29 protein-coding genes, 1 other RNA gene and 1 pseudogene are annotated in these 25813 nt (G+C 61.6%); 13 read left to right on the top strand and 18 right to left on the bottom strand.

What is annotated here, in order from left to right; genetic code table 11:
• Positions 1-163 precede the first annotated feature (163 nt).
• A complete protein-coding gene (gap, locus tag BA011_RS16115; protein WP_024323244.1) occupies positions 164-1174 on the bottom strand; it encodes a type I glyceraldehyde-3-phosphate dehydrogenase in 1011 nt (336 codons plus the stop codon).
• Between the two features lie 81 nt (positions 1175-1255).
• Complete coding sequence (tkt, locus tag BA011_RS16110) at positions 1256-3229, bottom strand: transketolase (RefSeq protein WP_065281194.1); 1974 nt, start codon at positions 3227-3229, stop codon at positions 1256-1258.
• Positions 3230-3562: 333 nt separating this feature from the next.
• Here tkt and BA011_RS16105 point away from each other — a divergent pair, with 333 nt between their 5' ends.
• The 3 genes from BA011_RS16105 to ssrS all read left to right on the top strand — a co-directional run bounded on the left by BA011_RS16105 (position 3563) and on the right by ssrS (position 4458).
• The gene (locus BA011_RS16105; protein ID WP_012758879.1) at positions 3563-3838 is read left to right on the top strand and encodes a DUF4164 domain-containing protein; all 276 of its coding nucleotides are present in this window, start codon (positions 3563-3565) and stop codon (positions 3836-3838) included.
• 15 nt (positions 3839-3853) lie between these two features.
• Positions 3854-4240, top strand: coding sequence for a cell division protein ZapA (locus tag BA011_RS16100; protein WP_065281193.1), 387 nt, complete (start codon positions 3854-3856; stop codon positions 4238-4240).
• 59 nt (positions 4241-4299) lie between these two features.
• Positions 4300-4458: non-coding RNA, 6S RNA (gene ssrS / locus BA011_RS16095), on the top strand.
• Positions 4459-4542: 84 nt separating this feature from the next.
• Here ssrS and BA011_RS16090 read toward each other — a convergent pair.
• The 3 genes from BA011_RS16090 to BA011_RS16080 all read right to left on the bottom strand — a co-directional run bounded on the left by BA011_RS16090 (position 4543) and on the right by BA011_RS16080 (position 6593).
• Entirely contained in the window at positions 4543-5550 is a 1008-nt protein-coding gene (locus tag BA011_RS16090; protein WP_065281192.1) for an NAD-dependent epimerase/dehydratase family protein, read from the bottom strand.
• Between the two features lie 97 nt (positions 5551-5647).
• Positions 5648-6184, bottom strand: a complete 537-nt coding sequence (locus BA011_RS16085) for a helix-turn-helix transcriptional regulator (RefSeq protein WP_065281191.1) — start codon at positions 6182-6184, stop codon at positions 5648-5650.
• Positions 6185-6260: 76 nt separating this feature from the next.
• A complete protein-coding gene (locus tag BA011_RS16080; protein ID WP_027668253.1) occupies positions 6261-6593 on the bottom strand; it encodes an ArsR/SmtB family transcription factor in 333 nt (110 codons plus the stop codon).
• Positions 6594-6648: 55 nt separating this feature from the next.
• Here BA011_RS16080 and BA011_RS16075 point away from each other — a divergent pair, with 55 nt between their 5' ends.
• The 5 genes and pseudogenes from BA011_RS16075 to BA011_RS16055 all read left to right on the top strand — a co-directional run bounded on the left by BA011_RS16075 (position 6649) and on the right by BA011_RS16055 (position 9234).
• Positions 6649-7131, top strand: a complete 483-nt coding sequence (locus tag BA011_RS16075) for an SRPBCC domain-containing protein (RefSeq protein ID WP_027668254.1) — start codon at positions 6649-6651, stop codon at positions 7129-7131.
• Positions 7132-7142: 11 nt separating this feature from the next.
• Positions 7143-7496, top strand: coding sequence for a glyoxalase/bleomycin resistance/dioxygenase family protein (locus BA011_RS16070; protein ID WP_065281190.1), 354 nt, complete (start codon positions 7143-7145; stop codon positions 7494-7496).
• A 98-nt stretch (positions 7497-7594) separates the two neighbouring features.
• Entirely contained in the window at positions 7595-8626 is a 1032-nt protein-coding gene (gnd, locus tag BA011_RS16065; RefSeq protein WP_065281189.1) for a phosphogluconate dehydrogenase (NAD(+)-dependent, decarboxylating), read from the top strand.
• Positions 8627-8698: 72 nt separating this feature from the next.
• Positions 8699-9042: pseudogene (locus BA011_RS16060) on the top strand (mechanosensitive ion channel protein); the annotation flags it as partial.
• Complete coding sequence (locus BA011_RS16055) at positions 9040-9234, top strand: mechanosensitive ion channel family protein (RefSeq protein WP_065281187.1); 195 nt, start codon at positions 9040-9042, stop codon at positions 9232-9234. The pseudogene BA011_RS16060 and the gene BA011_RS16055, both read left to right, overlap by 3 nt.
• Positions 9235-9240: 6 nt before the next feature.
• Here the strand turns inward: BA011_RS16055 and BA011_RS16050 are convergent, their stop codons facing one another.
• Complete coding sequence (locus tag BA011_RS16050) at positions 9241-9618, bottom strand: DoxX family protein (RefSeq protein WP_065281186.1); 378 nt, start codon at positions 9616-9618, stop codon at positions 9241-9243.
• Between the two features lie 234 nt (positions 9619-9852).
• Here BA011_RS16050 and mprF point away from each other — a divergent pair, with 234 nt between their 5' ends.
• Positions 9853-12459, top strand: coding sequence for a bifunctional lysylphosphatidylglycerol flippase/synthetase MprF (gene mprF / locus BA011_RS16045; RefSeq protein ID WP_065281185.1), 2607 nt, complete (start codon positions 9853-9855; stop codon positions 12457-12459).
• Positions 12456-13838 (top strand): virulence factor family protein, encoded by a 1383-nt coding sequence (locus BA011_RS16040; protein WP_065281184.1) that lies wholly within the window; start codon positions 12456-12458, stop codon positions 13836-13838. The genes mprF and BA011_RS16040 overlap by 4 nt, the downstream gene beginning before the upstream one ends.
• An 81-nt stretch (positions 13839-13919) precedes the next feature.
• Here the strand turns inward: BA011_RS16040 and BA011_RS16035 are convergent, their stop codons facing one another.
• From BA011_RS16035 to ruvC, 10 genes are all read right to left on the bottom strand, one after another.
• The gene (locus BA011_RS16035) at positions 13920-14483 is read right to left on the bottom strand and encodes a DinB family protein (protein ID WP_065281183.1); all 564 of its coding nucleotides are present in this window, start codon (positions 14481-14483) and stop codon (positions 13920-13922) included.
• A gap of 73 nt (positions 14484-14556) precedes the next feature.
• On the bottom strand, positions 14557-15069 hold the full coding sequence (locus BA011_RS16030) for an NUDIX hydrolase (protein WP_065281182.1): 513 nt from the start codon (positions 15067-15069) through the stop codon (positions 14557-14559).
• Positions 15070-15076: 7 nt separating this feature from the next.
• Positions 15077-15979: a metallophosphoesterase gene (locus BA011_RS16025; protein ID WP_065281181.1), complete on the bottom strand. Its 903-nt coding sequence runs from the start codon at positions 15977-15979 to the stop codon at positions 15077-15079.
• Entirely contained in the window at positions 15980-17020 is a 1041-nt protein-coding gene (gene ruvB, locus BA011_RS16020) for a Holliday junction branch migration DNA helicase RuvB (protein ID WP_017968121.1), read from the bottom strand.
• Entirely contained in the window at positions 17017-17421 is a 405-nt protein-coding gene (locus BA011_RS16015) for a PIN domain-containing protein (RefSeq protein ID WP_081374214.1), read from the bottom strand. Before BA011_RS16015 ends, ruvB begins: the two co-directional genes overlap by 4 nt.
• Positions 17418-17702, bottom strand: a complete 285-nt coding sequence (locus tag BA011_RS16010) for an AbrB/MazE/SpoVT family DNA-binding domain-containing protein (protein ID WP_065281180.1) — start codon at positions 17700-17702, stop codon at positions 17418-17420. The genes BA011_RS16015 and BA011_RS16010 overlap by 4 nt, the downstream gene beginning before the upstream one ends.
• Before the next feature lie 75 nt (positions 17703-17777).
• Positions 17778-18392 carry a Holliday junction branch migration protein RuvA gene (ruvA, locus tag BA011_RS16005; RefSeq protein WP_065281179.1) on the bottom strand — a complete coding sequence of 205 codons (615 nt, stop codon included), beginning with the start codon at positions 18390-18392 and terminating at the stop codon, positions 17778-17780.
• A 15-nt stretch (positions 18393-18407) separates the two neighbouring features.
• On the bottom strand, positions 18408-18821 hold the full coding sequence (locus BA011_RS16000) for a type II toxin-antitoxin system VapC family toxin (RefSeq protein ID WP_065281178.1): 414 nt from the start codon (positions 18819-18821) through the stop codon (positions 18408-18410).
• On the bottom strand, positions 18821-19072 hold the full coding sequence (locus tag BA011_RS15995; RefSeq protein WP_017961997.1) for an AbrB/MazE/SpoVT family DNA-binding domain-containing protein: 252 nt from the start codon (positions 19070-19072) through the stop codon (positions 18821-18823). Before BA011_RS15995 ends, BA011_RS16000 begins: the two co-directional genes overlap by 1 nt.
• A 57-nt stretch (positions 19073-19129) precedes the next feature.
• Entirely contained in the window at positions 19130-19639 is a 510-nt protein-coding gene (ruvC, locus tag BA011_RS15990; protein ID WP_003542749.1) for a crossover junction endodeoxyribonuclease RuvC, read from the bottom strand.
• A 244-nt stretch (positions 19640-19883) separates the two neighbouring features.
• On the opposite strand from ruvC, the gene BA011_RS15985 reads away from it, so the two are divergent.
• Together BA011_RS15985 and BA011_RS15980 are read left to right on the top strand one after the other, a co-directional pair.
• The gene (locus BA011_RS15985) at positions 19884-22199 is read left to right on the top strand and encodes a methyl-accepting chemotaxis protein (RefSeq protein WP_065281177.1); all 2316 of its coding nucleotides are present in this window, start codon (positions 19884-19886) and stop codon (positions 22197-22199) included.
• Positions 22200-22326: 127 nt separating this feature from the next.
• Positions 22327-23328, top strand: a complete 1002-nt coding sequence (locus tag BA011_RS15980) for an LLM class flavin-dependent oxidoreductase (protein ID WP_065282564.1) — start codon at positions 22327-22329, stop codon at positions 23326-23328.
• 94 nt (positions 23329-23422) lie between these two features.
• Here the strand turns inward: BA011_RS15980 and BA011_RS15975 are convergent, their stop codons facing one another.
• On the bottom strand, positions 23423-24169 hold the full coding sequence (locus tag BA011_RS15975) for a YebC/PmpR family DNA-binding transcriptional regulator (RefSeq protein ID WP_065281176.1): 747 nt from the start codon (positions 24167-24169) through the stop codon (positions 23423-23425).
• 141 nt (positions 24170-24310) lie between these two features.
• On the opposite strand from BA011_RS15975, the gene BA011_RS15970 reads away from it, so the two are divergent.
• Positions 24311-24814, top strand: a complete 504-nt coding sequence (locus BA011_RS15970) for a pyridoxamine 5'-phosphate oxidase family protein (protein WP_012758860.1) — start codon at positions 24311-24313, stop codon at positions 24812-24814.
• Positions 24815-24850: 36 nt separating this feature from the next.
• Here the strand turns inward: BA011_RS15970 and BA011_RS15965 are convergent, their stop codons facing one another.
• The gene (locus BA011_RS15965) at positions 24851-25696 is read right to left on the bottom strand and encodes an MBL fold metallo-hydrolase (protein ID WP_065281175.1); all 846 of its coding nucleotides are present in this window, start codon (positions 25694-25696) and stop codon (positions 24851-24853) included.
• Positions 25697-25813: the final 117 nt, after the last annotated feature.

The following is a 25813-nucleotide window of genomic DNA, read 5'->3' as shown; positions in this document are numbered from 1 at the left end:
AACTGGGCATTTTGGAATGTCCAGGGTGACGTATTCTAACAGATCTCTTCCAGGCAATGGGCGAAAAGATGCCAGTGCGGGAAAGCTGGCTTCGTTTGGAGGCACGGCAACAAAAAGCGGCCCGGTTTCCCGGGCCGCTTGCATGTCGATGCCTCAAGAGCGCTCAGATGAGCTTGGCGAAAGCGACTGCCGTGTCGGACATGCGGCTGGAGAAGCCCCACTCGTTGTCGTACCAGGACAGGACGCGCACGAAGTTGCCTTCCATGACCTTGGTCTGATCGGTTGCGAGGATTGAGGAGTGGCTGTCGTGGTTGAAGTCACGGGAGACGAGCGGCTCGTCGGTGTAGCCGAGGATACCCTTCAGCTTGCCGTTTGCAGCAGCCATGATGGCTTCGTTGATTTCGCCAACGCTGGTCGCCTTCTTGGAGACGAACTTGAAGTCGACGACCGAAACGTTCGGGGTCGGAACGCGGATCGAGGTGCCGTCGAGCTTGCCTTTCAGATGCGGCAGAACGAGGCCGACTGCCTTGGCTGCACCCGTCGAGGTCGGGATCATCGAGAGGGCAGCAGCGCGGGCGCGATACAGGTCCTTGTGCATCGTGTCGAGCGTCGGCTGGTCGCCGGTGTAGGAGTGGATGGTCGTCATGAAGCCGTGGTCAATGCCGACGGCGTCGTCGAGAACCTTCACGACCGGCACCAGGCAGTTGGTGGTGCAGGACGCGTTGGAGATAACCAAGTGCTCCTTGGTGAGCTGGTCATGGTTGACGCCGAAGACGACCGTGAGGTCGGCACCATCGGCAGGCGCCGAGACGATGACGCGTTTGGCGCCGGCCGTCAGGTGAGCGGCAGCCTTGTCGCGGGCGGTGAAGATGCCGGTGCATTCCATCGCGATGTCGACGCCGAGTTCGCGGTGCGGGAGCGTTGCCGGATCCTTGATCGCCGTGACCTTGATCGGCTTGCCGTTGCCGACGATAATCGTGTCGCCCTCGACCTTCACCGTTGCCGGGAAGCGGCCGTGGATCGAGTCGTAGCGCAGCAGGTGGGCGTTGGTTTCAACCGGGCCGAGATCGTTGATGGCGACGACTTCGATGTCGGTGCGGCCGGATTCGACGATGGCGCGAAGGACGTTGCGGCCGATGCGGCCGAAACCGTTGATGGCAACCTTGACTGTCATGTTCATTCACTCCCGATAGAGTAGGGCCCGATAGCGAGGGCCTGGAATTGAGGAGATGGAGAGCGCCTCAAGGCGCCCTCATTAAAGCTTTGCTTCGGCGGCCGCAACGACGGCGTCGGCGGTGATGCCGAAATGCTTGTAAACTTCCTTGACCGGGCCGGAAGCGCCGAAGCTCTTCATGCCGATAAAGGTACCTTCCGGTCCAATGAACGCATCCCAGCCTTCGCGAACGGCGGCTTCGACGGCGATCTTGACCGGCGAGTTGCCGAGAATTTCCTTGCGATAGGCTTCCGGCTGCTCGAAGAACAGTTCCGTGCAGGGAACCGATACGACGCGGACGGTGACGCCCTTGGCTTCGAGTGCGTTACGCACCGCAACGGCGATTTCGACTTCCGAGCCGGAAGCAAAGATCGTCACCTTGGCGTCGGCATTGCCGGCCAGCGTGTAGGCGCCCTGTTCGCAGAGGTTCTTTTCGCTGTATTCGGTGCGGGCCGCCGTGAGGTTCTGACGCGTTAGAGCAAGGCCTGAAGGACGGTTGTGTGTCTTGATAGCGATCTGCCAGCATTCCGCCGTCTCGGTGGCGTCGGCCGGACGGAAGACCATCAGGTTCGGGATGGCGCGCAGACCGGCGAGCTGTTCGACCGGCTGGTGCGTCGGGCCGTCTTCGCCGACGCCGATCGAGTCATGCGTCAGGACGTGAATGACGCGGATGCCCATCAGCGAAGCAAGGCGGATCGGCGGGCGGCAATAATCCGAGAAGATCAGGAAGCCGCCGCTATAGGGGATGAGGCCGCCATGCAGCGCAATGCCGTTCATGGCAGACGCCATGCCATGCTCGCGGATGCCCCAATGCATGTAACGACCGGCGAAATCCGTCGGGGTGATCGAATGCATCTGGCTGGTCTTGGTGTTGTTCGACGGCGTCAGATCGGCGGAGCCGCCGAGCGTTTCCGGGAGGAAGCCATTGATGACCTCGAGCGCGTCTTCCGAAGCCTTGCGGGTCGCAACAGTCGGCTTGGTCTCGGCGAGCTTCTTCTTGTATGCGCTGATCGCGGCGTCGAAACCTTCCGGCAGCTCGCCTGCCATGCGGCGGGTGAACTCAGCCCGGGCCGGAGCCTTGGCGAGGCCGTCTTCCCAAGACTTGACGAGCTCGACGGAGCGGGCGCCGGCTGCACGCCAGCTGTCAAGGACGTCCGGGGGGATGACGAAGGCTTCTGCTTCCCAGTTCAGCGCCTTGCGGGTGGCGGCGATTTCCTCGGCGCCGAGCGGGTTGCCGTGGACTTTGTGGGTACCGGCCTTGTTCGGGGCGCCAAAGCCGATGATCGTCTTGCAGGCGATGAAGGTCGGGCGGTCGGACTTGTGGGCAGCTTCGATCGCGGCGGCGATGGCGGCCTGATCATGACCGTCGATCTCGATCGTGTTCCAGTGAACGGCCTTGAAGCGGGCGACCTGGTCGGTGGAATCCGACAGCGAGACGGCGCCGTCGATGGTGATCGAGTTATTGTCCCAGAACAGGACGAGCTTGTTGAGCTTCAGATGGCCGGCGAGCGCGATGGCTTCGTGGCTGATGCCTTCCATCAGGCAGCCGTCGCCGCAGATCGCATAGGTATAGTGATCCTGGAGATCGGAGCCGAACTCCTCGCGCAGCTTGCGTTCGGCAATCGCCATGCCGACGGAATTGGCGATACCCTGGCCGAGCGGACCGGTCGTCGTTTCGATGCCGGTCGCATGACCGTATTCCGGATGGCCGGCGGTCTTCGAGCCGAGCTGACGGAACTGCTTCAGATCCTCGATCGTCATGTCAGGGTAGCCGGTCAGATAAAGCAGCGAATAAAGCAGCATCGAGCCATGGCCTGCCGACAGCACGAAGCGATCGCGGTTCGGCCAGTGTGGCTTCTTCGGATCGAACTTCAGATATTTGGTGAACAGGACCGTCGCCACGTCAGCCATGCCCATCGGCATGCCCGGGTGGCCGGAGTTCGCCTTTTCAACGGCGTCCATGGCGAGAAAACGGATCGCATTCGCCATCCGGTCGTGTTGTTCGGGAGAGGTCATGGCTTTTCCGCAAGTTCCGGGTGTCGGGGGATGGCCTCGAGCCTCCAAGACCATCGAGTGAAAGCGGCAGAGACATAGCAGTTGGGACGGGCAAGTCAATAAATGGCAGGCCAAATCCGGGCGTGCAGCGGCGATTTTTGACATTTGATCGCGCGATTGTACAAATGACGAATCTGATGTGACGGGCATGTGTAAAACGCTCATCCACAGGATAGGCCGGTGGGCAGGTGACGGGATTTATTGACGGGCCGTTTACGAGCGGCATATCCTCTTGAAATCACAGGATCGGTGCGGAGCGCCGATTCGCGGATCCTGCGCGGGAATCGGAAAGGCATGATGCCCACAGGCAAAACCATGGAAGCAGCGCTCAACGAGCTGAGACAGGCGATTTCGAGCCTCGAAAACGCCGTCGACATGCGCGTCGAGCGCCAGCGGGAGCAGGGCGAGATCGAGGGCGAGGTGCGGCGCGTGCATGCCGATCGCTCCCGGCTGGCGCAGGAGCTCGACCAGGCCGAATTCCGCGCCAACCGGCTGGAAGAGGTCAATCGCGAGGTCTCGCGGCGGCTGGTGACGGCCATGGAAACGATCCGCGCGGTTCTGGATCGCTGATAGAAAGAGTTTGGCATGGCGCAGGTGACGGTAACGATCGACGGCAAGGCCTATCGTATGGCCTGCGAAGAAGGGCAGGAGGATCACCTGACCGATCTCGCCAACCGCTTCGACGGCTATGTCGGCCATCTCAAGGATCAGTTCGGGGAAATCGGCGATCTCAGGATCACCGTCATGGCCGGCATCATGGTTGTGGATGAAATTTCCGAACTCACGCGCCGCGTCGCTGGATTGGAATCCGAGCTCGAGTCGCTGCGCGGCAACCGCGATACGGTGCTTGCGGCGACCGCCCGCACCGAGGAAAACCTAGCCGCGGCGCTCAGTGAGGTTTCGAGCCGCATCCGCGGCATCACCGACAAGCTGAACGGCCGGTCCGCCCCGAACTCAATTGATCTCAATTAAATAAGGACGGCTTGCTGCTGCCACTGGCGCGTCGGCGCAAACGACCTTATATATCGGCATGCGGTCTGCGCCTCTCGACAGGAACCACAATCCCTGGGGCCATACTCGATCCAAAGGGAGCTGTCCCTGGCCAGGCCCGTGGGCCTGGACACACGGCGCCCACCTACGTTTGTAGGCACCCAGGATCGTAAACATCCATCGGTGGTCGTGGATCGCACCCTTTCCTTCTATTTTCAGCGAAGACGCCGGATCGACAGCGAGCATCAGGAAGGTTCTTGTCGGAAAGAGCAACGATTTCGCTCTCAGCGGCGATCGTCGTCTTGTCCTTGGCATACCGGGTACGGCCCTTCGGCGAAGACCTCGTCGTGATAGCCCTTGGAGCCGACATTCAGCGCCAAAGGGCTTCGCCACTCCCTGTTGTCGCGCAGGCAATCAAGCACGAAACGGAAATCATATCGCGGCCGCCAGCCGAGTTCCCGTCTTGCGCGTTCGTTGACATAGACACGGTCGAGCGAAGGAAACATCTTCCAGCCGTGTGATGCGTAAAGGGCGCCTGCACCTGGGAACAGTCGTTCGACGACGTGAGGCGCATCGCGCCGGATCGCGGCGAGATCACTTGCCGAAAACGGCGTCGTGGCGGAGATGATGTAGCGGCCAAAGCCGATTGCCGGCGCCTTTTCGAGCGCCAGCAGATGGGCGCCGACCACGTCGCTGATATCGACGCGGCGGTGAAGAAGCTCGTTGGCCTGGGCATTCTCTGCCGAATAGCCGTTGCGAATGTCAGGATCGTCGTCGTTTTCGGGGAAGAAGCGCGACGTTCTGAGAATGACCACCGGCAGGCCGGATTTGCGGGCGAAGAGTTCGCACAGACCTTCGGCGGCGAGTTTCGTCACGCCGTAGATGTTTTTCGCGACGGGAAGCACGTCCTCGGTCACCCATGCCGCCGGTTCGCCGGCAGCCGGCGTCAATGCCGCGCCGAAGGTGCTAGTGGTGCTGGTGAAGACGAAACTTGCAACGCCTGCGGCGACCGCTTCTTCCAGCAGGCTGAGGGTGCCGGCGATATTGGTGTCGAGGAAATCGTAATTGCCGTGGGTTGCCACATGCGGCTTGTGCAGCGTTGCGGCATGGATGACGTGGCTGATGCCTGACATTGCCTGCCGGACGAAGGCGCGATCATTGATCGAGCCGACCATGTCGGTAAAAGCCGAGGGCTTGATATCGATGCCGCGCACCCAGCGGCTTTCCGCCCTCAAGGTTCGCATCAGCGCCTCTCCGAGATGGCCGGCACTTCCCGTTACCAATATCGTCATCACATCGTCTCCTGACCGTTCGGCGGCGGACGCTATAAAGACTAAGGTTTTCAGACAACGCATAAATTATGCATGGGCGTGCAGGAAAGCTTGAGGCTCAGCCGATGGTCGTAACAAGGCGGCCGGTGCTGCCGTCGGAAAGCATGATCCGTTCCCAGGTCACGCGGCCGGCGGCGATCGGCAGCAGCGCATTGCCGTTGGCGCCGGTATCGAGGGTCAACGACGAGAGCCTGCCCTCATGCCAGCCGCGCTCCTCCAGCGACTGCTCGGTGGCGGCGATTTCGGCGGAGGCATAGGAGAACAGAGAACGGCCGAGAAAGGCGCCGAGCGGCGCCCGCCACTCCGCCTGTCGTGGGCGAGAGGCGGAGAGCAGACGGTGGGTGCGGTCGCAGATCAGATGCACCGGCCGGACGGAATCCTCGACCAGCCGCTTCAGCGCCGCATCGACTGCTGCATATTGCGGGGAGGCGAAAATCCGTTCCAGTTTGATGGCCTGTTCGCCCGAGAGAGCGAGCTGATCGCGCTCCCAGCGCGATACCGTCGCCTGGTTGACGCCGACGAGTTCGGCGAGATGTTCCTGCTTCATGCTGCGCAGCAGCCGCATGCGGCGTAAGCCGGCGCCCGATATCGTCATTTGCCTGATCCCGTGCCGTTTTGGCCAGCATAAGGCTTCGGCTGACCGGCCGGCAAGCTGTTAGGCGGCTGGATCATTATTCGGGCTGCCCATCGAGGTCGCCCTTCAGCCGGTCGAGAATCGACAAGGAATGGCCGGCATAGGCGCTGATCCAGCGGTCATAGATGTGTTTGATCGGCAGGCTATTCAGGTGGTTCCAGCGCTCGCGGCCTTCCTTCCTGGCGATGACCAGGTCAGCCTCTTCCAGCACCTTCAGATGCAGCATCACCGTACAGCGATCCATCTGCGGAAACATCTCGCAAAGGGTCCCTGTGGTTCGGGGACCCTCCTTGAGCAGATCGAGGATTTCGCGGCGGCGATGATGCGCCAGCGCCTTGAAAACGGGGTCGTCGGTTGATTCGCTTGACATGTTATATTTTTATAACATAATGGTGCCAGGCACAATGGAGAAGAGGAGAAGTGTCATGTCTCTTGGAATCCGCGTTTCCGGCCGTATCGGCCGCCCCGTCGCAGAGGTTTTCGACGCCGTCGTCAACCCGAAGAAACTCAGCAGCTATTTCACCACGATCGGCGGAGCGAGCGCGCCGCTCGTGAAGGGCACGACGGTGACCTGGTGGAAGGATGCGCCGGTCGAGGTCGTCGATCTGGTGCCGGAAAGCCGCATCGTCCTGCGCTGGGATGGCGGCACTGGCGAAGACAAGGCGACCTACAAGACGCTGGTGGAGATGGACTTCAAGCCGCTGGAGGATGGTGGCACGCTGGTGACGATTGCCGAGAGCGGCTGGCGCGAGGACGAGGCCGGCCGGCGCGGCACCTATCTCAACTGCGAAGGCTGGACGCAGATGCTCTGCAGCATGAAGGCCTTCGTCGAATATGGCATCAATCTGCGCGAAGGCATGTTCCTCAGCGAAATGAAGGGTGAGCCGGCCAGCGCGCCGGACGTTTGAGGAGAAAGGTCATGACGGAACTTCTTTATGGCGGCGTCGATATTGCGATGAAGGTGCCGCTGCACCAGTATCAGGCGACGGTCGCCTTCTATCGCGATGTCATCGGCCTCAAGCAGATCGGCGAAGGTGATGCGGCGCTGTTCGCTCTCGGGCCGATCCGGCTCTGGATCGACGAGGTGCCGGCGATGAGCCAGGCGGAACTCTGGCTGGAGTTGATGACACCGGATCTCGAGAGGGCTACCGCGCATCTCGAAACGGCAGGTGTCATTCGCTGCGATCCGATCGAGGCGTTGCCGGAGGATCTGCGCGGCGCCTGGATCGTCAATCCGGCCGGTATCGTGCATCTGGTGCGCGAGGCGCAATAGTCGCATTCGTCAATATGACCGAGACTTCGCTTGCCTGTCACACCGCGGGTGCTAATTTCCGGATTCGATACTTCATTTCGGTTTCCAGGAGATTCATTATGCAGCTTGGCATGGTTGGTTTGGGCCGCATGGGCAATTATATGGTCCAGCGCTTGATGCGAGGCGGTCACGAATGCGTTGTCTACGACGCAAGGCCGGAAAGCGTTGCCGAGCTCGCAGGCCTCGGCGCGATCGGCAGTGCTTCGCTCGCGGAATTCGTCTCGAAGCTCGCCCATCCGCGCGCGATCTGGCTGATGCTGCCGGCGGCGATCGTCGACAAGGTACTGGCGAGCCTGGTGCCGCTGCTTGAGAATGGCGATATCGTCATCGACGGCGGCAACTCCTATTATCATGACGATATCCGCCGCGGCGCCGACCTCATCACCAAGGGCATCCACTATGTCGATGTCGGCACCAGCGGTGGCGTCTTCGGCCTCGAGCGCGGTTATTGCCTGATGATCGGCGGCGAGAAGGGCATCGTTGAACACCTTTCCCCGATCTTCGCGACGCTGGCGCCCGGCGTCGGCAAGACCGAAGCCTCGCCGAACCGGAGCCCCGAAGCGGCTGCGGTCAGCACCGCGGAACAGGGTTACCTGCATTGTGGCCCGCATGGTGCCGGTCATTTCGTCAAGATGGTGCATAACGGCATCGAATACGGCCTGATGGCCGCCTATGCCGAAGGTATCAATATCCTGAAACACGCCAATATCGGCGCTGCTTCGCACGAGGCCGATGCGGAAACCGCGCCGCTAGCTCATCCGGAACATTTCCAATATGACTTCAACCTGCAGGATGTCGCCGAAGTCTGGCGCCGCGGCAGCGTCATCACCTCCTGGCTGCTCGATCTCACCGCCGATGCGCTGCATGCCGATCCCGCACTTTCGAAATATGCCGGCCGCGTCTCGGACAGCGGCGAAGGCCGCTGGACGATCATGGCGGCAATTGACGAAAGCGTGCCGACGCCGGTGCTGAGTGCTGCGCTCTACGGCCGTTTCTCCTCGCGCGACAATGACGAATTCGCCAACAAGGTGCTGTCGGCAATGCGCGCGGGCTTCGGCGGCCACGTGGAAAAGCCGGCCGCGAAATCCTAAACCAATTAAAGTGCTACAGCGCCCCGCGGCTCTCGAAAAGACGCGTGGCGCTGTAGCGCGCGCCGTCATAGCCGACGCTGTCAGGCGGCGCAGATGGCGGGCTTCCATCTCGCGCCGCGCCTCATCCCGGCATTGATCTTCGCGGCGGCAACGGTGCTGACACTTCTCAGCCTCAGCTGGCCACCGCTCAGCCAGAGCATCGCGATCGTCTGCGTCGTCGCGCTCCTCGTCCAGTGCTTTACGATCTGCTTCGGCGGCGTGCTGGTCGATCTCATCGGGCTGACGAGGGTGGAGGAAGAACGGCAGCGTATCACCGCTGCGATCATGCCCGGGCCGACGGTCGCATTGTTCTGGTACCGGCGCTGTGCGACTTTCGTCATCTATTCATTTTCGGCTGGGCGGTGATTCAGTCGATGATGACGAAGCCCGGCGAGCAATTCGTCATCCGCCGCAATGCGCTGGCGATGATCCGCAATGCCTTCAAGGAAAACGGCATCGAATCTGCCGTGCCGACGGTGCAGGTGGCAGGCGATCGCGACGCGGAGGTGGATGCTGCCGTCGCGCGCTACGCCGCGCATGTCCGGGCGGGCGCCGAGCCGGCGGCATGAACCGCCTTACATCGCGCCGGCGGCTGCGATCAGCAGGCCGCCGATGATCGCCATGTTGGTTTTCCAGGTATTGATCGCGCTGTCGCGCGCCGTTCCCTGCATGTCCCAGAAATTCAGCAGCATGACGGTGGCCGCCAGCGTGAAGATGATGAGACCGAATGCCGCTGTCGTGACGAAAAGGCCGAGCATCAGCAGGATGCCGGCGACGATCTGGAACATGCTGCCCAAGACCAGCACTCCTTTCGCAAAAGGGACGCCGCGGGCTTCGATCGCGTCGGTCAGCGGCACGATGACGAAAAAATGATGAATGCCGCCAGCGACATAGAGGCCGCCCAGCAGCAGACGTCCGAGGGCAAGTATTACGAAGGCCGCATCACCCTGCATATCGAACCGTTCTCCCGCGTCTCAAATCTCCATCGGGGGCAAGGCTCTGCCGAAGCTTACGAAAATGCAATGTGCCGCGACGCCCACCTGCGCAAATTCGCCCCAATTGAGGATGATTGAGGCGCAAAGGGCGAGGTGGGGTAGCGGCGGCATGGCTTCATAGAGCTTCTATGCCTCTTATGTTACGTCATCTGAAATGATTCCCGCCACGCTGGCAGTTGCGACAGGTACGAGATGTCGGGTCACGGCAATTTGGAAAATATCGAAGAAACGGACGGCGGGTTTTCTTTTCGCGGGCTATTCAGACGGTACAGAACGCCGTTGTTGGCAGCCGCGTCACTCGTGGTCTTCTGCCTCGTCGGTTACGCGATCATGCAGCTCACCAACGAGGTGCGCTATGACGACGTCGTCGGTGCGCTGGCGGCGACCAGGCCGAGCGCGATCCTGCTTGCGCTGTTCTTCACGGCGCTCAGTTTCCTCGCGCTGATCTTCTACGACCTCAACGCCATCGAATATATCGGCAAGAAGCTGCCCTTTCCGCATGTGGCGCTGACGGCGTTCAGCGCTTATGCGGTCGGCAATACCGCCGGTTTCGGCGCGCTTTCGGGCGGCGCGATCCGCTACCGCGCTTATACGCGCCTCGGGCTCTCGCCGGAGGATATCGGCCGCATTATCGCCTTCGTCACGCTGTCCTTCGGTCTCGGGCTCGCGGGCGTTGCGGCGATCGCCCTCATCGTCATCGCCGACGAGATCGGCCCGCTGATCGGGGTCAGTGCCTTCCTCCTGCGGTTGATCGCCGGTTCGATCGTCGCCATTCTGGGCGCGGTGATGATTATCGGCCGTGACGGGCGCGTGCTCGATCTTGGCCCTGTGGCAATCCGCCTGCCGGATTCGCGTACCTGGTCGCGGCAGTTCCTCGTTACCGCCTTCGATATCGCCGCCTCGGCGTCCGTGCTTTACGTGCTGCTGCCGCAGACGGCCATCGGCTGGCCGGTCTTCCTCGCCGTCTATGCGATCGCAGTCGGACTCGGCGTGCTCAGCCATGTTCCGGCCGGGCTCGGCGTGTTCGAAACCGTGATCATCGCCTCGCTCGGCAGCGCGGTGAACATCGATGCCGTGCTCGGATCGCTGGTGCTCTACCGGCTGGTCTACCATGTGCTGCCGCTGCTGATCGCCGTGCTCGCGGTCTCGGCGGCGGAGCTGCGGCGCTTCGTCGATCATCCGGCCGCCTCCAGTGTGCGGCGCATCGGCGGACGGCTGATGCCGCAGCTGCTGTCGGCTCTCGCGCTGCTGCTCGGCGTCATGCTGGTGTTTTCCAGCGTCACGCCGACGCCGGACCAGAACCTCGAATTCCTCTCCAACTATCTGCCGCTGCCGATGGTCGAAGGGGCGCATTTCCTCTCCAGCCTGCTGGGGCTGGCACTCGTCGTCGCCGCGCGCGGCCTCGGCCAGCGGCTCGACGGCGCCTGGTGGGTGGCCGTGTTCTCGGCGCTTGCCGCGCTGACTTTGTCGCTGCTGAAGGCGATCGCGCTCGTCGAAGCCGCTTTTCTCGCCTTCCTCATCTTCGGGCTTTTCGTCAGCCGCCGGCTCTTTACCCGCCAGGCTTCGCTGCTCAACCAGGCGCTGACGGCGTCCTGGCTGATGGCGATCGCCGTCATCGTCGTCGGCGCCGTCGTCATCCTGCTCTTCGTCTATCGCGACGTCGAATACAGCAACCAGCTCTGGTGGCAGTTCGAGTTCACCGCCGAGGCGCCGCGCGGGTTGCGCGCCGTCCTCGGCATTACCATCATCTCGTCGGCGATCGCCGTCTTCAGCCTGCTCCGGCCGGCGACCTTCCGGCCGGAACCGGCGACGGACGAGGCGCTGGCGCGCGCCGTCGAGATCGTCATGAAGCAGGGCAATGCCGACGCCAATCTGGTGCGCATGGGCGACAAGAGCATCATGTTCTCGGAAAACCGCGATGCTTTCATTATGTACGGTCGGCAGGGGCGCTCTTGGATCGCGCTGTTCGATCCGGTCGGCGACCATCGCGCCGTGCAGGAACTCGTCTGGCGTTTCGTCGAAGCCGCGCGTGCCGCCGGCTGCCGGGCCGTGTTCTACCAGATATCGCCGGCGCTGCTGTCCCATTGCGCCGATGCCGGCCTTCGCGCCTTCAAGCTCGGCGAACTGGCGGTGGCCGATCTCAGGACCTTCGAGATGAAGGGCGGCAAATGGGCGAACCTTCGCCAGACGGCAAGCCGCGCCCAGCGCGACGGGCTGGAATTCGCCGTGGTCGAACCGCAGGACCTGTCTTCGGTCATCGATGATCTAGCCGCCGTTTCGACGGCCTGGCTCGAGCATCACAATGCCAAGGAAAAGGGCTTCTCGCTCGGCGCTTTCGATTCCGATTATGTCTCCTCGCAGCCGGTCGGCATCCTGAAAAAGGACGGCAGGATCGTCGCTTTCGCCAATATCCTCGTGACCGAATCCAGACAGGAGGGCACGATCGATCTCATGCGCTTCTCGCCGGACGCGCCGAAGGGCTCGATGGACTTTCTCTTCGTGCAGATCATGGAATATCTGCGCGGGCAGGGTTTCACCCACTTCAACCTCGGCATGGCGCCTCTCTCCGGCATGTCGAAACGCGAGGCGGCGCCTGTCTGGGACCGCATCGGCAGCACCGTCTTCGAACACGGCGAGCGCTTCTATAACTTCAAAGGCCTTCGGGCATTCAAATCCAAGTTTCATCCGCACTGGCAACCGCGCTATCTTGCAGTCTCCGGAGGAGGCAATCCGATGATCGCGTTGATGGACGCGACATTTCTAATCGGGGGCGGATTGAAAGGGGTAGTGAGAAAATGATCAGGACAATCCTTCTTGCCACGGCATGCGCCTGCATGCTCGCGGCCGCACCGGCTGATGCCGCCGAGGAAACCACGCAGAGATTCGAAACCGGGCTCATTCCGTCGCCGCACATCTTCCTGCCAGAAGGGGAGGTGAAGGGCACGGTGATGCTGATCTCGGATGCGGCCGGCTGGGGCGACTATGAGAAGGGCGAAGCCGACAGGTTGGTCGCCGAAGGCGCCGTCGTCATCGGCGTCGACTTTCCATCCTATATCCAGGCGCTCAGCCGCTACGACGTCAGCCTCAACGACGGCTGCGTCTATATGGTGTCGGACATTGAATCGCTGAGCCAGCAGGTGCAGCGCGCGACCGGCAACAGCGCCTATCACCTGCCGATCGTCGCCGGCATCGGCGAGGGCGGGGCCTTGGCGCTGGCGATCACCGCGCAAACACCGGATGCGACCATCGGCCAGACACTTGCCGTTAATCCGGTCGCCGGCATTCCGCTTGCCAAGGAGCTTTGCACGCCGGCGTCCAAGCAGGTGGTCGGCGAACGCACGGTCTATGGCCTTAGCGACGGCATCCTGCCGGACCCGATCATTACCGTCTTTACGCCTGATGCCAATAAGGATGGCCGGGCGCATGCCGAGGCGCTGAAGAAGGCCCATGACGAGATCGAGATCCGCGATTCCACCGACGATGCGCAGACGGCGTTTGCCGATACGCTCGACGATCTCGTCACCGCCTCCGGCGCTTTCGGCAACCCGCTTGGCCTGCCGCTGGCGGTGCTCGAGGCAACGCCGGCCTTCGATACGATGGCGGTGATCTATTCCGGCGACGGCGGCTGGCGCGACATCGACAAGGAGGTCGGCGGCACGCTGCAGAAGGAAGGTATTCCGGTCGTCGGCGTCGATTCGCTCCACTATTTCTGGTCGGAGCGCAAGCCGGAGGAGACCGCCGCCGATCTTTCGAAGATCATCGATTTCTACCGCAAGCAGTGGAAGGTGAAGCACGTGCTGCTCGTCGGTTATTCCTTCGGCGCCGACGTCGTGCCAGCCACCTACCAACTCCTCAAGCCAGCCGAAAAGTCGGCGGTGGCGCAATTGTCGCTGCTGTCGCTTTCGCATGAAGTCGACTACGTCATCTCCGTTCTCGGCTGGCTCGGCCAGAAGACGGAAGGGGCGGCAGGTGATCCCGTCGGCGATCTGAAGAACATCGATCCGAAGCTCGTCCAATGTATCTACGGCAAGGACGACGATGACGATGTTGCTTGTCCGGCGCTGAAGGATAGCGGCGCCGAGGTCATCGAACTGCCCGGCGATCATCACTTCGACGAGAATTACGATCTTCTCACTAAGACAATCATCGACGGGCTGAAGAAGCGGCTGCAGAATTAATGCATGTCGCCCAAACTATGCAGCGGTTTTGCACGACATGCATCAAATAGAGACTTACGCACTCGCGGCCCGCAGGACGCGCTAACGCATCAGCTTCTCTTCGCTCCAGCCGAGATCTATAAGCTCGCTGCCGCGGAAGCGGGCATCGTCGGCAACGATGAATTCGTCGAGTTGCGGCGGAGCGACGCTAGTGCCGGACAGCATCGAATGCACCTGTCCGCGATGATGGGTCTGATGCTGGAAGAGGTGGGCGAGCACGTCCTCCATCCGCTCCTCCTGGATGCGGTCGCCGCGATGGAGGCTGATGGTCGAGGTGAGCCTCTCCGGCGTCAGGGCATCGCAAAGCGCCGTCAGGCGCTGATCGACCTTCGCCTGCGCTTCTGCCAGCGAGGAAACGTCATCGAACGGTTCGTCTACCTCGAAGGCCTTGAGCCCGAGCGTGCCGCCTTCCAGGCCGTCGACATAGAACCAGTCGACCGTGATGATATGGTTCAAGGTTTCCTTGATCGAGGGGAAGAAGCTGGAGCGTGGCGCTTCGAATTCTCCAGGCTTTAAAGTCGCGCAGGCCTGAAGTAGCCGGCGGTTGGCGAGGGCGTTGTTATAGGCAAGTTTGCGGAATGGCCTGACAGGATCGAAGGTCGGCATCGGCGCATCTCCTCTTTAAGCGCTTTTGGCTACAGCACCGGGCGCCTTTTGAGGCGCAAAGGACGTCGTAACATCAGTCTTTGCCGTCGAGATCGCCGTCCCGCCAGACGAGATGACGTGGCACAACGGGAAGGTTTTCGATTTCATCGGAGATGAAATAGGGCGGGATGTCGAGTGCGCACAGGGCATTACGCGTTGCCGGCACCCATTTGAACTCGAGATGGTTGTCGCCGTCCTCGACGCGATGGATGATCTCGCCGGACAAAAAGGGGAATTCCGGCGGGAGGTCCATCAGGTAATAGAGACCGAGTTCATGCCAGTCGCGCTGTTCGTAGCGGAAGAAGTTCTCGACGATCCACAGCAAGCGATGGACGGTCACCTCAACGCCCAGTTCTTCCACCATCTCCCGTTTCAGTGTTTCCTCCGACGTCTCGCCGATTTCCGCCCTGCCGCCTGGAAAGGTCCAGAAGGGCTCATGCACGGCGCGGTGGACGAGCACGTGGCCGTCGCGAAAGCCGAGGCCGGCGATGCGATAGTTGAAACGCTCAGCGCCCGCATTCAGGCGGATGAGAGTGCGCTTGGCCATGCCATTCTTATCCAAGATCGATCACGACAATTTCCGGCGGCACGCCGAAGCGCACCGGTGCGATGGAGCAGCCGAGGCCGCCGGAAACGATGATATTACGCCCCTCCTCGATCATATGGCCATAGGCGTAGCGGTTGCCGTAACGCGAGGGCACGATCGGCGAACGGCCGAGGAGGCGGATCTGTCCGCCATGCGTGTGGCCCGATAGCGTCAGCGAGACACGCTCGGGCACGCGCGGAAAGATATCGGGCTCATGGGCGAGCAGAATGACGGGCGCATCGTCCGTCACCTGAGCCATCGTTCCATCGAGATCGTCGAGGCCGCGCATATGTGTGCGACGCCATTTCCGGCCGGGCAGAAGCGCCAGCTGATCTTCGAGGCCTGCCAGCCAGAAGCCGCGGCCATCCTTTTCGAGCCGAACGGCGCGGTTGCCATAGACCGGGATGCCGACGTCGGCGAGGGCCCGGTGTCCGAATGTTTCCATCCCGCCGTTCTTCTGGGCGGTCCTATCCTCCCACCAATCATGGTTGCCCATGACCGCATGGACGCCGAGAGGGGCCTGCAAGGTGGCGAGCGCCTTCGACCATTGGCTCGAATGCACGTACTGCGTCACCATGTTCATGCCGGCGGCATAATCGCCGAGCAGGACGGTGACGTCGCCTTCAAGTTCATTCGCCCTGTGGCAGATCGCGGCAATGCGGCTTGCCGACATCCAGGGTTCGCAGGCATGGAGATCGGCGAGCGCCACGACGCGCAGCTTGAGCCCCGGGGTCCATCCCGGAGGCGTCAGCTGGTAGCGGGTGATGGCGAGCCGCGCGAGCGGTTCATAGGCGAAGGCGTAACCACCGAGCGACATGACGCCTGCGACACCGCCGCCCAGAACCTTGAAAAATCCGCGGCGGGTGATCACTCAGTTGTCCTCCTGGAACAGCCGGAACTGCGCAGCCTCCATATCCTTGGGCGGTTGCATTCCCAGATGTTTCCACGCGATTGCGGTCAGAACACGGCCGCGTGGCGTGCGCTGGATGAAACCTTGCTGGATCATGTAGGGCTCGATGATGTCCTCGATCGCGTCGCGCGGCTCGGAAAGGCCGGCGGCAATGGTTTCGATGCCGACTGGACCGCCGCCGAAATTGACGGCGATCATGTTGAGGTAACGTTTGTCGAGCTGGTCGAAGCCGACATTGTCGACCAGCAGGCGGGTCAGCGCCTCGTCGGCGATCTCGCGGGTGACGGCTTCCGCCCTTGCCACCTCGGCGAAATCGCGCACGCGCCGCAGCAGCCGGCCGGCGATGCGCGGGGTGCCGCGGGCGCGTCTTGCGATCTCGCGGGCGCCCTCCTCGGTGATCGGCAGGTTCATCAGCCGCGCGCCACGGCGCACGATCAGTTCCAGCTCCTCGACGGTGTAGAAGCTCAGGCGCACCGGAATGCCAAAGCGGTCACGCAGCGGCGTCGTCAACAGGCCGAGGCGGGTGGTGGCCGCCACCAGCGTGAATTTCGACAGGTCGATCTTCACCGAGCGAGCGGCAGGGCCTTCCCCGATGATGAGGTCGAGCTGGAAATCTTCCATGGCCGGATAGAGGATTTCCTCGACGGCCGGATTGAGGCGATGGATTTCGTCGATGAAGAGCACGTCGCGCTCCTCGAGATTGGTGAGCAGGGCAGCGAGATCGCCGGCCTTGGCGATAACAGGGCCCGACGTCGAGCGAAAGTTGACGCCGAGCTCTTTGGCCATGATCTGCGCCAGCGTCGTCTTACCGAGGCCGGGCGGCCCGACGAAGAGCACATGGTCCAGCGCTTCGCCGCGGTTTTTCGCCGCCTCGATGAAGACCTTGAGATTGGCGCGCGCTTCCGCCTGGCCGGTGAACTCGTCCAGCGATTGCGGGCGCAACGTGATATCAAGGTCTTCGCCCCGCTTTTCCGGCGATATCAGGCGGGCGGATTCGCTCATGAAAGAAGCTCCATACCTGGCACGGTCTTGAACGCGTGCCGGTCAAATGTCTTGGTCGCCTGGCATCCCTCATCCGCGGCGCGGTAGCCGATCAAGGCATCGGCAAAATCGGCGTTTCGCGTTTCCACGGCCCTCAGGGCCTTGATAACGAGGGTCTGGTTCTCGATGTCCAATCCCCTGACGCGTGTCAACTTGCCGATTGCCTCGACAACATCCTTTTTCTTGAAGCCGAACCGTGCGCGCAACGCCCAATCCAGTTCCAAGAGGTTCAGCAAGGAGAGAAATCCACGATAATCCCTGCCGATGCCTTCACCGAATTTCAGGGCGGCCGCCCTTTGCTCTGGATCATCGTCGACGATGAGCCTCAGCAGGACGTTTGTATCCAAGCCATAGGCCATCATGCCGCTACATCCGATTTCGACCGCGTGGCTTCGTTGACCACATCGCTGCCCGCAGCGTCGGTGACGGTTGCGTCGATCTCCTCCAGGGAAGCACGACCATTTGGAGGCGATCCCAGAAGGCCGGCGAGATCATTGAAGTTGATCGATTTCGGTGTAATCACGACCTCTCCATCGATGATGGAGAAAACAAGCTGATCGCCGGGCTGAAGGCCGAGCGTGTCCCGGAGCTCTTTCGGAAGCGTTATCTGGCCTTTGGGTGAAAGCGTAAATTCTCCCCGCATTGAACAGAAATCCTATTTTCATGTGTTGGTTGGAAAATTTGTCAATCAGCGGAAAAAATGACAATTCATCCTACTCTACCGCGCCAGTTCCTTCAACCCTAGCCGGATCAGCTTGGCGCTGTCGGCACCTTCGCCGGCCGTCTTCATTGCCGCGGCAATCGCATTTGCCGCCTGGTCGCGGGAATAGCCGAGGTTGGTCAGCGCGGAAACCGCATCGGCGACAGGCGCGGCCGCGACCCCTTCGCCGAGTTCCTGCTTGAGGGCGATATTGATCGCTTCCCCGGCAAAGGCCGGCGCTCGGTTCTTGAGCTCGGTGACGAGGCGCATCGCCACTTTGGGACCGACGCCCGGCGCACGCGAGACGGCGGCGCGGTCCTGCAGGGCAATCGCATTGGCAAGTTCGCCTGGCGTCAGCGTCGAGAGCACGGCGAGCGCTACCTTGGCGCCGACGCCTTGGACGCTCTGGAGCAGATTGAACCATTCCCGCTCCAGTGCCGTCATGAAACCGAAGAGCTTCAACTGGTCCTCGCGCACATAGGTCTCGATGAACAGCACGCAGGCCTCGCCTGCCGAGCCGATTTTCGACAGGGTGCGGGCCGAGCAATAGGCGACGTAGCAGACGCCGTGCACATCGACGAGCACATAGTCTTCGCCGATCTCGTCTATGGTGCCTTTCAGCTTGCCGATCATGGGTCGTGGTCTCTCTCAAGGATGCGTTTCGGGGGTTATAAGGTCAACGGAGGGGAAATAGGAGCGGTATCCGCTGGGATCGCGGGTCAAAATTCTGTAGCCCCTTATCGCCGCATGCGCGCCGATGAAGAAATCGGGCAATACCCGTTCGCGCCCACCGCCGGCGCGACGGTAAAGCCGGAAGGCCGCAGCAGCGGCGAATGCAGCCGGCCAAGGCAGATTTTCGCGGCGGAATTCTTCCTGCGGCAGCAGTCGATCGACTTCGTCCACGTCGTCGTACCGAACGGAAAATTCGGAATAGATGATCGGGTTTATGAGGACAGGACCGTCTTTGAAGACGTCAAGCATCTTTCGACGCGACCAACCGTGCCAGTCCGAACCGACCACGGCCAGATCGACAAGTATGTTCGTATCGACAAGTGTGGCCATCAGCGATCACGGGTCATCGACATAAGGTCTTCGGCATCAATCTCCTGATCGCCAGTGCCCTCGAGACGACGGATCGTCTGTATAAAACGATCCAGGCGGCCCCGATCCTCGATCTCCTGCTTGCCGTTCTTCGGCGAGAGAACGAGCTTGCCGCCCTCTATCGAGAAAATGACCTCGCTGTTGGCCTCGATGCCGACAAGTTCCCTGAGATCACGAGGAATGGTGACCTGGCCTTTGGACGTAACTCGCATCTTGTTGCTCCTTCAAAGTAAGAATTATCCTTACCAATGGAACAAGTCAAGAACAAGCTATCCGGCCAATGCCTGCCGCATTCGGTTGCTGCCGCGATTATGCGCATGGCAGATGGCGATCGCCAAGGCGTCGGCGGCGTCGTTGCCCTTGAATTCGACCTTCGGCATCAGGATCTTCAACATCATGTGGATCTGTTGCTTTTCGCCATGGCCGACGCCGATGACGGCCTTCTTCACGGCGTTCGGGGCATATTCGGAGACCGGCAGCCCGGCGCGCGCCGGCACCAGCATGGCAATGCCGCGGGCCTGACCAAGCTTCAGGGTCGCCACCGCATCCTTGTTGACGAAGGTCTGTTCGACGGCCGCCTCATCCGGCTTATAGCTGTGGACGATCTCCGCCAGGCCGTCGTGCAATTGGCAAAGGCGGGAGGCAAGGTCCATGTCTCCATCGGAGGTCACGGTTCCGGATGCCACAAACCGCAGGGAATTGCCTGATGTCTCGATGATTCCCCAGCCGGTGCGGCGAAGCCCGGGATCGATACCGACGATGCGAATCGTATTTTGCATGGTTCAACCTATAGCCATTGCGAAATAACTGCCATTGATATGTGAACAAAACAAAAACGTTCCCGGATTTCGGCCCCGCCATTTACCGCGAATTAAAACAGATGCCTGAATTCTAGTCATCGAATACGAGGGGGCTTCTTTTCGCGAGGATTTAAGCCCCCGATGTTCTGTTTATAGGCCAGTTGATCAGGCATGCGCTGCGTGCCCGCGCTTGGCAGGTGCGTTCAGAAGGGGTTCGTCGTACATGGCTCGGAGATTTCAATCCCTGTCCTTTAAGGTCATCGCCACATTCATTTTGCTGACCGTGCTGTCGATCGCGGTCATTGATGTGCTTGCCTATTTCGCCAGCAGCCGCATTTCCGACGAGCAGGCGCTGAAGGCCAAGGAAAGCGTGCTGATCTTTCGCGGCGACATGCTGCAGGATCAGCTGACGCAGCTTGAAAACCAGGCCAATTCCATCGCGCGTATCGAGGCGCTGCAGATGTCGATCACCAGCCTAAAGAGCGGCTGGAAGACGATCGAGAAGACCTCGGGCGACGCCCGCGCCGAGCTGAAGAAGGTTTTCATATCGGGCAATCCCAACCCGGCAGATCAGCGCGAGAAGCTCATGAAGCCGGAAGAGCCGAGCGGCTTTTACTATTCGAACCATGAGAAGACACAGGGCGAAGTCGCTCGCGACCTTGAGGATACCGCCTTCAGCGATCTGCTGATCGCCGACCTCGAAGGTACCGTGCTCTATTCCTACAAGAAGGAAGACGACTTCGCCGAGAACCTGAAGTCGGACGCCTGGAAGGCAACCGGCGCCGGCATCGCTTTCGCCAAGGCGATCGAGAATACCGCCAAGGCGACCGATGACGCCGCGCCGACAGGCTTTTCCGGCCTTCGCGTCGATGCCGCCAGCGGCAAATCGGCGATCTTCTATGCGGTGCCGATCATTAAGCTCGGAGCGGCCAAGGGAATCATTCTTTTCAAGGTGCGCGACGACATCGTCTCCGGCATCCTTGCCAAGGGCATCGTCCGGGGCAGCACGGCGCGGGCGGCGATCGTCTCCGGCGATGGTTCCGCCATCGGTCTCGACGGAAGCGGTAAGCTTGCGACGCTCGATGCGACACCCTTCACCTTCATCAAGAGCGCGCTTGCCAGTTCGACGATGACGGTTGCCGATTTCGATAGGGCGGACGGCGCGGCCCGCGCCTATGTCCGCGGCATCGACTATCGCGGCGACCGCTTCCTCGTGGTCGAGAGTGTGCTGTTGAGCGAGCTCAATGCCGGCTCGATCGAGATCGCCACCCTGCTGACGATGATCGGCATCGGCGTGCTCGTCGTCATGGCGATCGCGACCGGGCTCGTCACCAATTTGCTGTTTTCGCCGCTTGCGCGGCTTGCCGGCGTCACCCGCGATGTCGCCGACGGCAAACTCGACAGCGAGATCGGCAGCCTGAACCGCAAGGACGAGATCGGCACGATGGCCAATGCGCTCGACCGCTTTCGCCACTCGCTGATCGAAAGCCGCGAACTCGAAGCCGCCAGCGAAGAGACGCGCCTGCAGGCCGAGCACGACCGTCAGCAGAACCTTGCCGAGCGCGAGGCTGAGGCGAAGACGCTGCAGCAGGTGGTCGAGGCGCTCGACGAAGGCCTGCATCATCTGGCGAACGGCGATCTCGCCTATCAGATCGATACCCGCTTCCCGAACGAGCTCGAAAGCCTGCGCGTCAATTTCAACGAGGCGCTGGCGACGCTCAGCGAAACCATGACGGCCATCGGCGGCAACTCGATGGCGGTGCGCGCCGGCTCCGAGGAGATGCGCACCGGCGCCGACGAACTTGCCGGGCGCACCGAGCGCCAGGCCGGCTCGATCACCGAGACGGCGACTGCGATCAGCGCCATCACACAGTCGGTCCGCCGGCAGATCGAGCGGGCCGAACAGGCCGAGCGCATCGCCCGCGACGCCAAGAAGGAGACGACCGGCTCAGGCCAGATCATGCGCGAGACGATCGCGGCGATGGAGGCAATCCAGGCCTCCTCGCGCCAGATCAACACGATCATCTCCGTCATCGACGACATCGCCTTCCAGACGAACCTCCTGGCGCTCAATGCCGGCGTCGAGGCGGCGCGCGCCGGTGAATCCGGCAAGGGCTTCGCCGTCGTCGCCATGGAAGTGCGCGAGCTGGCCCAGCGCTCATCGAGTGCCGCCAAGGAGATTTCCAGCCTGCTGCAGAAATCGACGTATGAGGTCGAAAGCGGCGTTACGCTGGTGGAAAAAGCGGGCGTCGCGCTGACGGGCATCGGCGCCCATGTCGAGGCGATCAACGGGCAGATCAACGAGATCATGAGTGCGACCCGCGAGGAGGCCAATACGCTGCGCGAGATCAATAGCGCCGTTGCCGAACTCGACGCGATGACGCAGCAGAACGCCTCGATGGTCGAGGAGACGACGGCGGCGATCCACCGGCTGGCGACCGAAGCCCTGGAAATGGATCGCCAGCTCGGCAATTTCACGCTGCCGCCCGGCCACCACAAGCCGAGCGCTGAGGTGCATATGCTGCGCCGTCATCGGTAAATGATTGCTTCTGATCTTGCACAGGGGGTCGCGCTCGCGCGGCCTTTTTTGTTTGCGCGGATGGTTTGGAATGGTGCGGACGCGAACCTACATAGACGGCATCGTTCAACTGCCCGGCAGGTTTCCCATGGTTCCCTTTTCCATACTCGACCTTTCCCCCGTTGCCGAAGGCAGCACCGTGCGCCAATCCCTCGATGGCTCGGCGCGGATGGCTGTGAAGGCCGAGGAATTCGGTTACAAGCGCTTCTGGCTCGCCGAACATCATGGTATGCCGGGGATCGCCAGTGCTGCCACCGCCGTCGTCATCGGCCATGTCGGAGCTGCGACAAAACGCATCCGCATCGGCTCCGGCGGCATCATGCTGCCCAATCATTCGCCGCTGGTCATCGCCGAGCAGTTCGGCACGCTGGAGGCGCTCTTCCCCGGCCGCATCGATCTCGGCCTCGGGCGCGCGCCGGGAACGGATATGCGCACGGCACAGGCGCTGCGGCGCAACCTCGAGGCCGGCGCAAACAGTTTCCCCAACGATGTGGTGGAACTGCAGCAACTCCTCGGCACGCCGGTCGAGAACCAGGCGATCCTCGCAGTTCCCGGCAATGGCTCGCATATCCCGATCTGGCTGCTCGGCTCCAGCCTCTACAGCGCCCAGCTTGCGGCCATGCTGGGGCTTCCCTATGCCTTCGCTTCGCATTTCGCGCCCGACATGCTGCTCGATGCGATCGCGATCTACCGCGACCGCTTCCAGCCCTCGGCGACGCTCGACAAGCCCCATGTGATGGTTGGCGTGATGGGTGCGGTGGCGGCGACGGATGAGGAGGCTCGCTACCATTTCACTTCCGCAGAGCAGCAGTTCGTCAATCTGCGCCGCAATGTCCGCGGCCCGTTTCCGCGTCCGGTGGCCGATATGGCGGACTTCTGGTCGCCGATGGAAAAGATGAATGTCGAACACACGCTGCGTTATGCCGTGGTCGGCTCGCCGAAGACGGCGGAGGCGAAACTGACGGAGTTTCTACAGGAAACGGAGGCCGACGAGGTGATCATCTCGATGCCGATCCACGACATCGAGGCGCGGCTGACATCGGTGGAACTATTCGCGGGGCTGGGAAATTTCATGCGAGCCGCCGCTTAGGATCTACGCAAGGCGCACTCCGACGGCGCCATCTTTCCGGCAAATAAAAACCCGGCGTTGTGCCGGGTTTTTATTTGATGCCTGCCTGAGGAGATCAGGCCGAGAGCTTCGCCAGCACTTCTTCCGAGACCTCGAAGTTGGAATAGACGTTCTGCACGTCGTCGTCGTCTTCCAGGCTGTCGATGAGTTTCAGCAGCGACTGGGCTTTTTCCTCGTCTACCGGCACGTTGTTCTGGGCGCGCCAGACGGCCTTGACGGTTTCGGCTTCGCCGAGGCTCGATTCCAGCGCTTTCGCCACTTCGCCGAGGGCTTCGAAGGCGCAGGTGATGTAATGGCCGTCTTCGTCGGTCTCGACGTCGTCAGCGCCGGCTTCGATCGCGGCTTCCATCACCTTGTCAGCATCACCGACGGAAAGCTTGTAGGTGATTTCGCCGACATGGTCGAAGGAGAAGGAAACGGAGCCGGTTTCGCCGAGAGCGCCGCCGGCCTTGGTGAAGCTCGAGCGGACGTTGGAGGCGGTGCGGTTGCGGTTGTCGGTCAGGGCTTCGACGATGATCGCCGTGCCGCCGGGGCCGTAGCCCTCATAGCGGACTTCATCATAATTTTCGCCGTCGGCGCCGGCTGCCTTCTTGATGGCGCGGTCGATATTGTCTTTCGGCATGGACTGGGCCTTGGCGTTCTGGATCGCCAGGCGAAGGCGGGCGTTCATCGTCGGGTCGGGCAGGCCGGCCTTTGCGGCAACGGTGATTTCGCGCGCAAGCTTGGAGAACATTTTCGACCGCACGGCATCCTGACGGCCTTTGCGGTGCATGATGTTTTTAAACTGTGAATGGCCAGCCATGGCACCCCTGTTCACGTCTCATTGTTCGGAATGGGCCGCCTTATAAGAGCGAAACGGCACCCGTTCAAGGAAAAAGCAGTTCGGAACAAAGGTGAGGGGATGACGTTTCAACCGAACTCCATCCAACGGAAAGGAACGGTCATGGCAAGTCTCAGTGAGGCGCAGGAACATCCAGCACGTCAGCTCTGGGATCAGGTCAACGATGTTCATGCCGGCATGCTCGGAATTTCCGGACTGGACATGCACATGCAGCCGATGGCGCCGCATGCCGATCCCACCACCAACACCATCTGGTTCTACACCAAGACCGACGCCGACATCGTGCGCGCCATCAAGCCCGGCAGCCGTGCGCATTTCTGTGTCATCGGCAAGGATCACGACTATCACGCCTGCCTCGCCGGTGTGATCGAGGTGCATCCCGACCCCTCCAAGATCGAGGAATACTGGAGCTCGATCGTCGCGGCCTGGTATGACGGCGGCAAGAAGGACCCCAAGCTCACCATGCTGTCCCTCCATGTCGACGATGCCGAGATCTGGGTTTCCACGGGCAACAAGCTGAAATTCGGCTGGGAGATCGCCAAGGCCAATCTCGACGACGACAAGATGCCGGATGTCGGAATCAAGCGCCACCTGCAGTTCGCCTGATGCGCGAGGCCCAGAAGGAGACGCCGGGCCTTTCTATTACTGCACGCCCTTGAAGACATAGATCAGCGGCTTTTTCGGCAGCGTCCGCATCGAGACGGTGATACTGTCATCGGGCGCATTGGCGACGTCGAAGTCCTTGCCGAACATCGAGACGAAGGCTTCAACCGGCGGGCCGCGCCGGTGCATCGGCAGGATCAGCGACGAGCGTAGCCGTTTGATGACGCGGCTCATGCTGTCGGCGCCCATGGTCAGGCCGCCATCGACGGGGACCATGACGACGTCGAGGCGGCCGATCTCGGTATAATGGGTATCCGTCAGTTCGTAATGCAGGTGGCCGAGATGGCCGATGCACAGACCGGCGATCTCGAAGATGAAGATGGAATTGCCGTTCTCGTGCGAGCCGCCGAGGCCATAGCTGAAGCGGATATCCGTCGTGACGTTGCGGATATAGGCATCGCCGACGACCAGATTCACATTGGCCTTCTCGTCCGGAACATCGCTCCACCCGTGCAGTACGTGCTTGATGCCCGGATCGGGCGCCAAGGTGAAGTGGGTCGAGTGGGCCTTGTTCATGGTCACGACGTCGGGCATCGTCGCCGGCCTGTACCAGCCATTATAGTCTGTCGCGATGACGATGCCGCCCGGGGTCTCGATCGCGAAGGTGGAGTGGCCGAGGAAGGTGAGTTTGACGTCCTCGCCCTCGGAGACGGCAGGCACCAGCGGCGGGGCGCCGGAAAAGCTTGCGAAGGTCACTTTGGGGATGGTTTGCGCGATTGCCTGGCACTGGCTGACCGGCGGCCGCTGCTCTTGTGCCCCGGCAAGATTCGGCGCGGCGAAGTCCGCAAGGCATGCGATAGCGAGGACAAGATATCGCGGCTTCATGCCACCCCTCCGGCGCTCTATCACCCTTCAATCGGCGCATAATCCTTTCCGAAAATCGATCCCGATTTTCGGGGTTATGCGCGAATGGCGGGGAGGATGCGGCATGAGGCCGCAGGG

It is taken from the genome of Rhizobium leguminosarum, assembly GCF_001679785.1.
Taxonomy (GTDB): Bacteria; Pseudomonadota; Alphaproteobacteria; order Rhizobiales; family Rhizobiaceae; genus Rhizobium; species Rhizobium leguminosarum_R.
The sequence above is the reverse complement of the archived record's forward strand: the minus strand, read 5'-3'. Positions and strand labels throughout refer to the sequence as shown.

Excerpts from the sequence above, each read along its gene's own strand:
- gap (WP_024323244.1), bottom strand. The coding sequence starts at position 1,174 with ATGACAGTCAAGGTTGCCATCAACGGTTTCGGCCGCATCGGCCGCAAC.
- tkt (WP_065281194.1), bottom strand. The coding sequence starts at position 3,229 with ATGACCTCTCCCGAACAACACGACCGGATGGCGAATGCGATCCGTTTT.
- BA011_RS16105 (WP_012758879.1), top strand. The coding sequence starts at position 3,563 with ATGATGCCCACAGGCAAAACCATGGAAGCAGCGCTCAACGAGCTGAGA.
- BA011_RS16100 (WP_065281193.1), top strand. The coding sequence starts at position 3,854 with ATGGCGCAGGTGACGGTAACGATCGACGGCAAGGCCTATCGTATGGCC.
- BA011_RS16090 (WP_065281192.1), bottom strand. The coding sequence starts at position 5,550 with ATGACGATATTGGTAACGGGAAGTGCCGGCCATCTCGGAGAGGCGCTG.
- BA011_RS16085 (WP_065281191.1), bottom strand. The coding sequence starts at position 6,184 with ATGACGATATCGGGCGCCGGCTTACGCCGCATGCGGCTGCTGCGCAGC.
- BA011_RS16080 (WP_027668253.1), bottom strand. The coding sequence starts at position 6,593 with ATGTCAAGCGAATCAACCGACGACCCCGTTTTCAAGGCGCTGGCGCAT.
- BA011_RS16075 (WP_027668254.1), top strand. The coding sequence starts at position 6,649 with ATGTCTCTTGGAATCCGCGTTTCCGGCCGTATCGGCCGCCCCGTCGCA.
- BA011_RS16070 (WP_065281190.1), top strand. The coding sequence starts at position 7,143 with ATGACGGAACTTCTTTATGGCGGCGTCGATATTGCGATGAAGGTGCCG.
- gnd (WP_065281189.1), top strand. The coding sequence starts at position 7,595 with ATGCAGCTTGGCATGGTTGGTTTGGGCCGCATGGGCAATTATATGGTC.
- BA011_RS16055 (WP_065281187.1), top strand. The coding sequence starts at position 9,040 with ATGATGACGAAGCCCGGCGAGCAATTCGTCATCCGCCGCAATGCGCTG.
- BA011_RS16050 (WP_065281186.1), bottom strand. The coding sequence starts at position 9,618 with ATGCAGGGTGATGCGGCCTTCGTAATACTTGCCCTCGGACGTCTGCTG.
- mprF (WP_065281185.1), top strand. The coding sequence starts at position 9,853 with ATGTCGGGTCACGGCAATTTGGAAAATATCGAAGAAACGGACGGCGGG.
- BA011_RS16040 (WP_065281184.1), top strand. The coding sequence starts at position 12,456 with ATGATCAGGACAATCCTTCTTGCCACGGCATGCGCCTGCATGCTCGCG.
- BA011_RS16035 (WP_065281183.1), bottom strand. The coding sequence starts at position 14,483 with ATGCCGACCTTCGATCCTGTCAGGCCATTCCGCAAACTTGCCTATAAC.
- BA011_RS16030 (WP_065281182.1), bottom strand. The coding sequence starts at position 15,069 with ATGGCCAAGCGCACTCTCATCCGCCTGAATGCGGGCGCTGAGCGTTTC.
- ruvB (WP_017968121.1), bottom strand. The coding sequence starts at position 17,020 with ATGAGCGAATCCGCCCGCCTGATATCGCCGGAAAAGCGGGGCGAAGAC.
- BA011_RS16015 (WP_081374214.1), bottom strand. The coding sequence starts at position 17,421 with ATGATGGCCTATGGCTTGGATACAAACGTCCTGCTGAGGCTCATCGTC.
- BA011_RS16010 (WP_065281180.1), bottom strand. The coding sequence starts at position 17,702 with ATGCGGGGAGAATTTACGCTTTCACCCAAAGGCCAGATAACGCTTCCG.
- ruvA (WP_065281179.1), bottom strand. The coding sequence starts at position 18,392 with ATGATCGGCAAGCTGAAAGGCACCATAGACGAGATCGGCGAAGACTAT.
- BA011_RS16000 (WP_065281178.1), bottom strand. The coding sequence starts at position 18,821 with ATGGCCACACTTGTCGATACGAACATACTTGTCGATCTGGCCGTGGTC.
- BA011_RS15995 (WP_017961997.1), bottom strand. The coding sequence starts at position 19,072 with ATGCGAGTTACGTCCAAAGGCCAGGTCACCATTCCTCGTGATCTCAGG.
- ruvC (WP_003542749.1), bottom strand. The coding sequence starts at position 19,639 with ATGCAAAATACGATTCGCATCGTCGGTATCGATCCCGGGCTTCGCCGC.
- BA011_RS15985 (WP_065281177.1), top strand. The coding sequence starts at position 19,884 with ATGGCTCGGAGATTTCAATCCCTGTCCTTTAAGGTCATCGCCACATTC.
- BA011_RS15980 (WP_065282564.1), top strand. The coding sequence starts at position 22,327 with ATGGTTCCCTTTTCCATACTCGACCTTTCCCCCGTTGCCGAAGGCAGC.
- BA011_RS15975 (WP_065281176.1), bottom strand. The coding sequence starts at position 24,169 with ATGGCTGGCCATTCACAGTTTAAAAACATCATGCACCGCAAAGGCCGT.
- BA011_RS15970 (WP_012758860.1), top strand. The coding sequence starts at position 24,311 with ATGGCAAGTCTCAGTGAGGCGCAGGAACATCCAGCACGTCAGCTCTGG.
- BA011_RS15965 (WP_065281175.1), bottom strand. The coding sequence starts at position 25,696 with ATGAAGCCGCGATATCTTGTCCTCGCTATCGCATGCCTTGCGGACTTC.